Genomic DNA, 11,188 nt, shown 5'->3' on the forward strand with positions numbered 1-11,188 from the left:
AGACGCCAACATCCATGATGACGTTGGCCCCTGCTTTTTTACTTTTCTTTTATGAAAGGTGACAAAACATCACTATTATTTTTGTTACGGTAGCACCGCCACATTTCATACACAAATAGTAAGCTTAATAAGCAAAATTTATTACTCATAAAGTTATGAAGGGCAAAAAAATCACATCTGTTGAGCATTTGTTAAAACTCAAGCCATTGATAAATATCAGAATAGTTAGTAAATTTAACAAATAAAAAGCAATTCAGAAAAACTCTCACCCGGGGATTAAGATTATTCTTAGTTATGAGTGAATGTCAGGTTTACTCTTTGGTGCTAGTATCGCGGCATCAAACCCCAGATAAATGACACAGTGGTAACTATTCTCACAATAAGAAATCATATATGGCTACTATTTACGTTATCGAGAACACGCTGCGATTTAACTCAGAAGCGCATACTCTCCATTCCATAAAAAGTAATGAACGCATGGCCCTGGCAATACCCGCAAGCCTTTGCTTTGATTTGTTAATAAGAAATCAGGGACGAATTGTCACCCAGGCAGAGCTGCTGCAAAATGCGTGGGGAGAAAGAGGTATGAGTGTTACGCCAAATACTCTATATCAAAACATCTCTTTGCTGCGTAAATCTTTAAATCGCTTCAATGTGAATGGCACACTTATTCAAACAATCCCTAAACGGGGTTTCATGATTGCGGATGAAGCGAATATCCGGATTGAGGCTCCCGGGACCCCTGCGGAGAAGGCTAATGATATCGCCGCTGCAGAAATAAATCAGATAAACAGAGCGGTGACGGAAGGACATGGCGCTCATGATGAAGGGAGCCAGCAACTTCACGCCGACCCACCGACGGCGCAAGACAAAGGTGACGTCCTGTCGAGGACAATCATCGGGGCCGTGAGAAAAAGAAAGACAGGATGTCTTGTCGCCGGTATTACAAGTTTGTTGATTATTCTGTTGCATATCTTCATTAATCAGTCAGCAACAACCGATTCACCTTTCGCGTCGTATACACTGATCACGACAATCAATAGCTGCAAGATTTTCAGAAACGATGACCTAAGATTTGATGAGTACTATATCAATTTTCTCAAAGAGCATAATATCAGCTGCTCAAATGGACGGACTATTTATATAACGAATCATTACCCATCGAGCAGGACATCACTGATCTCCTGTCGATATCCAATAAAATCTAATAAAAAATCATTCTGTACCTCATTTTATTACTTAAAATAACACAACATGAAAACACGAAAGATAAATAAAGCTCTTGCATATACAGTCATTATTATCACAATAAGCCTTGCTTTTTATTACATCAGCTCATCTGATGACGGTGAAAGCATTAACTGCACGTCCGCTTTTTCAATAGTTAATGATGGTAAAGAATTTGCTTTCTCTGTCACTTTCTTTGCCAGCGATGGTGATGGATTAATTACATTCACCGGTAGCTCAGGAAATTCAATGGATAATATCAGCATCAGAAAATATATAACCTATGTAAAAAATAAAAATAACATTTATATTTTCAGAAGTAGCGACACGAATATTCGCTCGAATGCCACTGCGCTTCCTGAAAAATTCGATGAGATTCTACCGCCGTTCTTTACGGAGATCAGAAAAGAAGATCGGTTCATTATCAAAATATTAAAGATAAAACATGACTCATGGGTCTTTATGTCAACAAACACCCCTTATTTTATTTGTGAAAATACAAATAGTTAGCATGGGTTTCGTTAGCACAACGCGTGGTGCTTGAAACTGCCAGGGCAACGTTTAATCGCACAATGCGGCTGATAACAGCAACCCTCTATCGTGGTAGCCCCGAAATCATAGGGGCAGGATGGCCTTTCCCTTAAGGCTTCCCATTGTGCATGGCTGTAGGTTGAAATATTATAGACCTTAATATAATGATATTTTCCATTAACTAATACTTTCGAGGAATACAGTTTCATGGATTCCCCGGGAAGCAACAGAATATCGGCTTCATACCATATGATAAATTTTAAAAAGCGCAATCTCGAGATGCTTGAAAATGCCACACCAGAATGTGGGCAGATAATTGTATTCTGAATTGTCCATTTCATGTCGCGTCCTTGTGCTTTCCGGGAAATAGCCACGTAGATAGTCATAGCAAAGATTATAATTATCCGCAAGCCCTCCCGGCAACATTATGATGTAAAATCACGATGAGCTGTCAATGAACAGATAAATAGTCAGCGGAGAACTAATATAAAATACGTAGGCATTAAGAATATAAATACATAATTCTACATTGCGCCGGGTATAAATTTACAATACGCGGATGAGCGATGTGCCGGCTACAGTTAAAAAGGACGCGACGGGTTGTCATCAACCCATCGCGTTATTTGTGGATATTTACCAGGTTTTCCCGATATTAAACTGAAACTGCTCCGCTTTATCGCCATCATATTTTTTAAATGGTTCGGCCCAGGAAAAGACCAGCGGCCCCAGCGGCGACATCCATTGCACGGCAATCCCTGCCGACATACGAATATGCAGCGGGTCGCCGTAGTCAGGGATCCCGGCAGCCTGCGTCTGAGCGGTATTTTGCCATGACGTACTCCATACCGTCCCCGCATCGACGAACAGCGAGGTACGTAAACTGTCGGCATATTTATCATTAATAAACGGCGTCGGAATAATAAATTCGCTATTCACAACCGCCATGGCATTTCCGCCCACCGCATCCGAAGAGCTTTCAACCGGGCAGTGACTGTAGCTGCTTTCAGTCCCGTTACAGCGATAGTAGGCTGCTTTTGGACCAATCGTATTGGAAGAGAACCCCCGCACTGACGACGACCCTCCGGCATAGAAGTTATCGTAAAACGGAACCGAATTCCCGTTCAGACCGCCGGCATAACCTGCTTTCAGATGCTCCATCCAGACCCAGCTTTTCCCTTCATTAAGAGGGAGATATTGCGTGGTATCGAGGGTGAGTTTGTAGTAGCTGTTGTCTGATCCCGGCACGGTCACTTTACCGCTCAGACTGCTTTTATTGCCGGAACGAGGGAAAAAACCGCGATCGAGATTGTTGTAGCTCCAGCCCAGACTGGCAAAAATGTCGTTGGCGCTATACTTCGCCCCGCTGTCACCATCTTTGGTGACCACGTTCGGATAAATACCTCGCGAATTAAGGTAATTCCACGTCGTCAGCTCCGGATCCATGTTCGTCAGGTAGTTATGGACGTAATCAATACCCACATTCAGCGAGTTATTCTCGCTAATCGGGAAGCCAAGATTACTCCCCAGCCCGTAACTTTGCTGGTTATAGCTCCCGGCATCTGCATCGGCGGCATCGTAGCTGTTGTAGAAAATTTTCCCGCCCAGGCTGACGCCATCAACGGTAAAATAGGGATCGGTGGCGCCCAGTTCAACATAGGACTGGTAGCTGTTACGCGTGCCGTTAAAACTCACGCTGTTGCCGGTGCCTAACCAGTTATCCTGAGTGACGCCAAGCTGATAGCTGATGCCGCTGTCTGTCCCAAATCCCAGGCCCACGTTAAACGAACCGGTGTTACGTTCTTTCACTTTATAGATCACGTCGACCTGATCCTGGCTCCCGGCAACCGGGGTGATTTCTTTATCCACCGTTTCAAAAAAGCCCGTACGATCCAGCCGCTCTTTCCCTTGCTGTACTTTTTCGTCGTTGAGCCACGCCCCCTCCATTTGCCGCATTTCACGACGCAAGACGGCGTCACGCGAAGTATCATTGCCGGCAAAACGGATCTGGCGCACGGAATAACGACGTCCGGCATCAACATTGATATGTAGAGTAACACTTTTGTTAGCCTCATCAATTTCCGTACGGGTATTCACCTGGGGCCAGGCATAGCCATATTTACCAAAGCGTTTTTTGATGCTGTTTTCAACGGCGGTAATGTCGGCTCCACTGTACCATTTGCCCGACAGAGGCTGCGCCAGCGCTTCTGTCTCTTGCGTGTGCCCGGCCATCTCACCGCTCACCCGCGTACTGGTGACTTTATAGCGCTCGCCTTCAGAGAGATTGACCGTAAGATACAGCGACTTTTTATCCGGTGTGATGCTGACCTGACTGGAGTTAATAGCAAAGCGCGCATAGCCACGATCGAGATAATAACTACGCAGGGTTTCCAGGTCTGCTTCCATTTTTTGTTTCTGATATTTCTTGTCGCCAATCACGTTCCACCACGGAACATGATCACGCAGCTGCAGCTGGTCCAGTAGCGTTTCCTCGCGGAAGGCTTTATTGCCGATAATATTAATCTGGGCAATCGTCGCGGCGATACCTTCCTGAAAAACAAACTTTAAATCGACGCGGTTTCGCGGCAGCGGCGTGACCACAGCATGAACCTGCGCGCTGTATTTCCCGACGCTATAATAGAAATCCTGTAATCCTTTTTCTATTTCACTGAGAGCATTACGATCTAATGCACTTCCTTCTTCGACGCCGCTGGCTGCCAGATTGTCCTTCAGGGCATCATCCTTCACCGCTTTATTCCCCGAAAAACTTAATTTGGCGATCGTCGGACGCTCTTTAAGTTGTACCACCAGCGTCGTGCCATCGCGCAGGATCTGGACATTTTCAAAATTACCGCTGGCATATAAAGCGCGTAGCGACTCGCTAATATCATCATTAGATACCGGTTCTCCGGCATGGATGGGCATGCTTAATAGCGCGGCCCCTACCGTCACGCGCTGCAACCCTTCAAAACGAATATCATCAATTGTGTACGTTGTTGATGCATAAAGTGTTAAGGGAGACATTAATAACCCGGCAATGATATTTATTTTCTTTAGCATGGACGTTTTCGTCTAAGAGATATTTGGCGATAGCAGAATTCTGCTGGGATTTGCGTAAGCAACGCGCAGAATTACACTTCATTATGGCGAAACAATGGAGAAAAAATGGATGTTATTGGCTGGAAAAAAAATAAAACTTAACGGAACTTCGTTCGAATAAATTAGTCTGAGCAGCAACCTGATAACCGAATGAGAGCGCACAATGACTGTAAGGTATAAAACAAAAAGCCCCCTTTCTAATGGGGTGAAAGGGGGAATGATCTTGTCAGGAATGATGCTCTCTGGGATAAACCAGGAACACCGGAAATTTACCCTGAAATACCGAACTTAAAATGAAGAGATATTGAATAAATTATGCAGTAACGCTCCGTAGTACCCGCAAGGGTTGCGGGTGTCAATTTGTATGCATTCTTCATATTTTCCTCAAAATAGCAGAATAGAGTATGAGAGGCTTATGGGAACATCAAAGCACATCAAGCGTTATATCAAAAAAGTAAAGTAGTGGCGCCTTACCATGGAGGGTGAGGCATTTACCTGGCCGCCTGCAGCCCTCCCGCCACGTGATGGAGGGGCCCGGTCCTGGAATGAGCATGAATCATGCGTAGAAATGAGATCCAGCAGTCCGTTCTCAACGAACTGGTGCGCTGGATAAAAAACAACCTCGAGAAAAAACTCACGGTCAATGCACTCAGCGCGTTTTCCGGGTATTCCGAGTGGCACCTCTTTCGTTTGTTCCGCCATCATTTTAATATGTCGCCGATGGAATATATCAGGCAACAGCGCATGTCGCTATGCCGTGATTTATTACAGGTGCAGCCGGCTTTCCGTATCGTCGATATTTGTATTATGGCCGGATATGAAGACATCAGCGCATTTAACCGGACATTTAAGAGGTATTATTCGGTCACTCCCACGCAGTTTCGCCAGCGCATCAATGAACAATCTGGATAATGTTTCCTGGCGATAAAAATAAAAGGCCGGGAACAGCGCAATGTTCCCGGCCAGGCAGAACAGGATCAGAAATGTGTATTTACACTGACATAGAAGGTCCGCCCTGACTCATTATAGGTCTCCGCCCCGGCACCGTATAAATAGGCGCCGGTGGTCGCGTTCCCGGTCGTTTGTGCATTCCCGGCACGATAGTGGCGTATATCAAAGAGGTTATCCACGCCGCTGGTCAGGCTCAGATTTTTGTTCACATCCCAGGTCGCGCTCAGCCCGACGATGCTGTACGGACTCACTTCGTTCAGCTCACTACCGGATACCGCCTCACCTTTGTAATTGAAACGCTTAGGTTTCTGCCGCCCGTACCAGGTAAAAGTGCTTTGCAACGAGAGATCGTCGCGGACCTGCCAGCCGAGCGTAGAGTTAAGGGTAAACTGCGGAATCACCGACAGGCGATCGCCGGTCGTCTTGTTCTTACTTTGCAACATCCAGGTCAGGTTATTACTCCAGTTGACCGTTTCACTCACCGGCAGGTTAAGCGAACCTTCCAGCCCCTCCACCAGCGCTTTGGGTACGTTCTCCCACTGATAAATATTCGTTGTTCCATTGCTCGCCGTACCGACGGCTGAATACCCGGACTCAATTTTATTGTGGTAGTCGTTACGGAACCAGGTTATCCCCGCCTGATAGCCTTCGTGCTTGTATTCCAGACCAATCTCTTTGTTAACGCTGGTTTCCGCCTTCAGATCGCTATTTCCCATCAGATAACAAGCCGAACTGCTGGCGTAGCACCCCTGGCCGTTACTATAGAGAATATAGTTGGGGTTAAGCTGATAGAGGTTCGGCGCTTTATAGGCGCGGGCAATGCCGAGCTTCAGGGTCCAGTCGTCGCTCAGTCCCTGCGACAGATTAAGCGACGGGCTCCAGTTATTACCGACGAGGCTGTGATGGTCAAAACGCAGAGCCGGCGTCAGCATCGTACTCTCGGTTAGCGCGATATTATCTTCCGTAAACAGCGAGAAAATTTCGGCGCTGCTGTAAGGAGTGCGGCCGGAGGTCGAAATACCGTCGATGGCGCCGTAAGAGAGCGCCTGGGTGGTCGACACGCCATCTTTCATACGCTGCTGATTCCACTCGGTGCCCAGCGTCAGGTTCTGCTCAACGCCCAGGGTAAACGGAATATTGACCTCGCTGTGCAGCAGAACGTCCGCCAGATCGATATCCGAGAATTCGCTGCTGGAGAAGATGCCCTCGGTCCCGCCCGCCAGACCTTCATTCATACGGGAGTTACGGGTATGTTCATACTGCGCATAGCTGTTGCTGGTAACGCCGTTGTCCCAGCCTCCGGTCCAGGTAAGGCCGTAGGTCTGACGGTAAATTCGGTTGGTCTCTTTACCGTACATGCTTTTCACTAGCGTACTGGTATTGGTGTTCTGCGTATCGCCCGCGTAAAGGTTGCCCTGGCGGCTATAGCCGGTTTCAAACTCCAGCGCCTGCATGGGGGCAAATTCCCAGCGCAGCTTACCGTGGATATCTTTGTTCACCACCCCTTCACGCCCGGCAGGATAAGATCCGGCATAGCTGCCGGTCCGCTCCGCCTCGTGGCCGGCGTTAATATCCTGGGCATCAGCCTGGGTTTTACTCAGATTGCCCCATAAATTAAAACTCACGCTGTCCGACATCGGCCCCTCAAGGCTGAAGTTCGTCCTCTTCGTCGCCCCCTCTTTTCGGTGCTGAGGCGCATTCATGTAGGTATTCCAGGAGCCATGCCATTCGTTATTCACAGGCTTAGTGATGATATTCACGACGCCACCCATTGCGCCGTTGCCATAGCGCGCCGCCGCTGGGCCGCGAATCACATCAATGTGGTCGATCATCTCCGCGGGAACCCAACCGGTGTCGCCACGCGTATCGCGATCGCCGCGCCAGCCATAGCGTACCGAATTGCGACTGGTCACCGGCTTACCATCGATCAGGATCAGCGTATTCTCTGGTCCCATACCGCGGATATCGATCTGCCGGTTATTCCCGCGCTGGCCGCTGGTCGAGTTGCCGGTGAGGTTCACCCCCGGCTGAGTACGAATCAGTTCGGAGATATCGCGTGCCGGCGGGTGTTTGCGTATTTCGTCAGCCGTGAGCGTTGAAACGCCCGGCGCCTGTAAGGTCTGTCTGGCAGCGGTCACGACCATCGTCTCTTCGTTTTTGGCCGCAGCGCTGTCGGCGTCCTTTGCCTCTTCCGGTATGCTGCTGTCGGCGGCCTGCGCGGGTAGCGCCGCGCCCCAGATAGCCAGATGAATTAGCACGGCCAGCGAGTAGTGTGAGTTTCGTTTCATGGAGTATGCCCTGTTTTCTTTTTTTGCTGTCGGGGCGCGCCTCCTTCATCCTGAGATAAACAGCGGCAATCATTTTCATGCGAACAACTTCATGCCTGGTTTTGGCATAGCAAGACCCTCCCGGAGAATGAACGGGATATAACTAGCCTGTGGCCAAAATATAAAATCTCACCCTGTCAAAAATGAAAAATACGCGCCTGCACTATTCTTAGATAGCGTCTTTCGATCAGCCTTAGAGATGATTATTGTGCGTTATCACGTTATTAGAAATGAGATTCATTATCAAGTTGATAATGTAAAACAGCGGAAACAGATTAAAATATAACAAATAAAACAACAGGATAAATTACAAACAATATTCTCAAGACACTCAAATAATTAATAACAACACTTACAACAACATAAAAAAAACATTATTCAATCATATTATCTCCATAATCATTTATGGCTGCTGATCCCTTTATAAAAATAAAATGAATACCCCACAACAGAGAGCATAGCCCGCCCAGCAATATGCCTGCCAGAATCGAGGCAAAGAGTCTCTCTTTTTGCAGCACAAAAGTCGCGCTCGCCTCTGACACAACCGGCGATGTCTCCCCGCGCGGTCGGGAAAACGAACAGGCTAACCCCCCCAGAGTTGACTAAAATAAAGGGATGCACCTGCGGAGCCTCTCTCCATGAACATCCTCTCATTTCAACGACCCGCTATCGCCAGCTTTGCCTGCCTTATTGCCCTGCTGTTTGCCGGTTCCGTTTATGCGGCAGTTGGGGAAAAGAAACCACCGCCTCAGGAAAAACGAGAGGCGCTGGAACTCAATACGCAAGAGATGCAGAAGCCCTGGCAAGGCGATCTCCCCGGTATGCTCGACAGACGCGTCATCAGAGTGTTAACCACTTACAGCAAAACCTTTTTCTTTATCGACAAAGGCACCCAGCGCGGGGCAACGCATGACATCTTTATTGAGTACGAACGCAGCCTTAATCAACAGTTGATGAAGGAGAAAAAGCTCAAACATCGCCATCTCAAGGTACGGATCATTTTCGTCCCGGTGGCCCGCGACCAGCTTTTCAGCGCACTCGTTGCCGGCAAAGGAGATATCGTCGCCGCAAATCTTACGGTTACCGAGGAGCGGCAGCAGCAGGCTGACTTCACGATACCGCTCTATTCCAATGTTCAGGAGCTCCTGCTCTCCGGGCCAGGTTCACCGGAAGTCGCCAACCTGGAACAACTTTCTGGCAAAGAGGTATTTGTTCGTCAGTCATCAAGCTATTACCAAAGCCTGGTCGCCCTGAATGCCCACTTTGCGAAAGAATCTCGTCCGCCGGTTATTATCGCAGCCGCTCCGGAATCGCTCGAAGATGAGGACCTGATAGAAATGCTCAGCGCTGGCCTTATTCCGTTGACGGTCGTCGATCGTCATAAGGCTCTGTTCTGGAAACAAGTTTTTCCCAAAATTGAGGTGCATCAGGACATTGTCCTGCGTAAAGATGCCAGCATCGGCTGGGCGGTACGTAAAAACAGCCCGCAGCTTCTCGCCTCGCTAAACCACTTTGTGAAGGCTAACGGTCAGGGCAGCAAGCTGGGAAATACCATCCTGTTGCGCTATCTGAAGAACGCGAAATATGTCAAAAATGCCGCCGCGCAGAAGGAACGGCAGAAATTTCTGGCGATGGTGGATATCTTCCGTAAATACGGCGATCGATATGACGTTGACTGGCTGTTAATGGCGGCCCAGGGTTATCAGGAATCGCGTCTCAATCAGTCGGTTCGTAGCCACGTGGGCGCCATCGGCGTTATGCAGGTGATGCCGCGGACCGGCAAAGAGCTGAAGGTCGGAGATATCAGCAAGCTGGATCCGAATATCCATGCCGGGGTGAAATATATGCGCTGGATGATCGACCATTACTATGGCGACGAGCCGATGACCCGACTCGACAAAGCGCTCTTTTCATTCGCATCCTATAACGCCGGGCCAGCCCGTATCGCCCGCCTGCGGACAGAAACCAGCAAGCGCGGTTTTAACCCTGATATCTGGTTTGGCAATGTGGAATATCTGGCCGCGGAGAAGATCGGTTCCGAGACCGTCACTTATGTCAGCAATATCTATAAGTACTACATTGCCTATCGGCTGATCGTCGATGAGATGGCGCGGAAGCAAAAAGCCACGGCCCACTCCAGCGGCGCGGCAGCGCCCGCCGCGGAACAGAGCGCTCCCGCCACGCCGTGAGGCGGTCGCATCGCTGGATACGCGGAGAGAGCAGACATAAAAAAGCCCCAAAACGGGGCTTTTTCTTATGCTTTAACGGCAGTGTCTAAGGATGGTCTTAGAACGGGATATCGTCATCGAAATCCATCGGGGGTTCGTTAGAAGGTGCTGCCGGTGCCTGCTGCTGCGGACGAGACTGTGCGCCGCCGCTAAACTGGTTGCCGCCCTGCGGCTGCTGAGGCTGACCCCAACCGCCCTGCTGCTGACCGCCGCCTGCCGGAGCGCCTGCGCCCTGCTGACGACCGCCGAGCATTTGCATCGTGCCGCCAACGTTAACCACGATCTCGGTGGTGTATTTTTCCTGACCAGATTGGTCAGTCCATTTACGGGTACGCAGTTGGCCTTCAATATAGACCTGAGAACCTTTACGCAGATACTCGCCGGCCACTTCCGCCAGTTTGCCGAACAGCACAACGCGGTGCCATTCAGTCTGCTCTTTCATCTCACCGGTCGCTTTATCACGCCAGGATTCGGAAGTAGCCAGCGTAATGTTGGCAACTGCGCCACCACTCGGCATGTAGCGTACTTCCGGGTCCTGGCCCAGATTACCGACGAGAATCACCTTGTTTACGCCTCTGCTGGCCATGTTTGTGTCTCCTGAATGCGTTTCTTAATAGTGTAAACGCGCGAGTGTACCATTTCCAGGCGCTATGTTGATAGCTGGGAAGTATGTTCCAGATAACTCTCGCGGTAAGACATTTTTGCACACCCCGCAGGAAAATGCATTCCGATACTGTATATTCAAACAGGTTAAATTGTGTCATAATTAGCCGTTTCTGCCGTTTGTCCTTCTAACAAACCAGGCAATCCGCGTATCTACCGGGAAAG

8 protein-coding genes are annotated in these 11,188 nt (G+C 48.9%); 4 read left to right on the forward strand and 4 right to left on the reverse strand.

Features of this window, described 5'->3' with window-relative positions; genetic code table 11:
- Nucleotides 1–393: 393 nt before the first annotated feature.
- Nucleotides 394–1,248, forward strand: coding sequence for a winged helix-turn-helix domain-containing protein (locus AC236I_RS23475; protein WP_015585358.1), 855 nt, complete (start codon nt 394–396; stop codon nt 1,246–1,248).
- A 6-nt stretch (nt 1,249–1,254) separates the two neighbouring features.
- Nucleotides 1,255–1,737 (forward strand): hypothetical protein, encoded by a 483-nt coding sequence (locus AC236I_RS23480; protein ID WP_224050099.1) that lies wholly within the window; start codon nt 1,255–1,257, stop codon nt 1,735–1,737.
- Between the two features lie 11 nt (nt 1,738–1,748).
- Here AC236I_RS23480 and iraM read toward each other — a convergent pair whose 3' ends face one another.
- Both iraM and bamA read right to left on the reverse strand, forming a co-directional pair.
- Complete coding sequence (gene iraM, locus AC236I_RS23485; protein WP_004856494.1) at nt 1,749–2,099, reverse strand: anti-adapter protein IraM; 351 nt, start codon at nt 2,097–2,099, stop codon at nt 1,749–1,751.
- 292 nt (nt 2,100–2,391) lie between these two features.
- Nucleotides 2,392–4,815, reverse strand: coding sequence for an outer membrane protein assembly factor BamA (bamA, locus tag AC236I_RS23490; RefSeq protein WP_065905670.1), 2,424 nt, complete (start codon nt 4,813–4,815; stop codon nt 2,392–2,394).
- A gap of 597 nt (nt 4,816–5,412) precedes the next feature.
- Between bamA and AC236I_RS23495 the strand changes: the two genes are divergently transcribed.
- Nucleotides 5,413–5,766 (forward strand): helix-turn-helix transcriptional regulator, encoded by a 354-nt coding sequence (locus tag AC236I_RS23495; protein ID WP_004856490.1) that lies wholly within the window; start codon nt 5,413–5,415, stop codon nt 5,764–5,766.
- A gap of 65 nt (nt 5,767–5,831) precedes the next feature.
- Here AC236I_RS23495 and AC236I_RS23500 read toward each other — a convergent pair whose 3' ends face one another.
- Nucleotides 5,832–8,093 (reverse strand): TonB-dependent siderophore receptor, encoded by a 2,262-nt coding sequence (locus AC236I_RS23500; RefSeq protein WP_015585362.1) that lies wholly within the window; start codon nt 8,091–8,093, stop codon nt 5,832–5,834.
- Between the two features lie 677 nt (nt 8,094–8,770).
- Here AC236I_RS23500 and AC236I_RS23505 point away from each other — a divergent pair.
- Entirely contained in the window at nt 8,771–10,321 is a 1,551-nt protein-coding gene (locus tag AC236I_RS23505; RefSeq protein WP_015585363.1) for an MltF family protein, read from the forward strand.
- A 97-nt stretch (nt 10,322–10,418) separates the two neighbouring features.
- On the opposite strand, the gene ssb1 is transcribed toward AC236I_RS23505, so the two are convergent.
- On the reverse strand, nt 10,419–10,946 hold the full coding sequence (ssb1, locus tag AC236I_RS23510; RefSeq protein WP_004856483.1) for a single-stranded DNA-binding protein SSB1: 528 nt from the start codon (nt 10,944–10,946) through the stop codon (nt 10,419–10,421).
- Nucleotides 10,947–11,188 lie beyond the last annotated feature (242 nt).

This window comes from Klebsiella sp. Sb-30 (assembly GCF_057652795.1).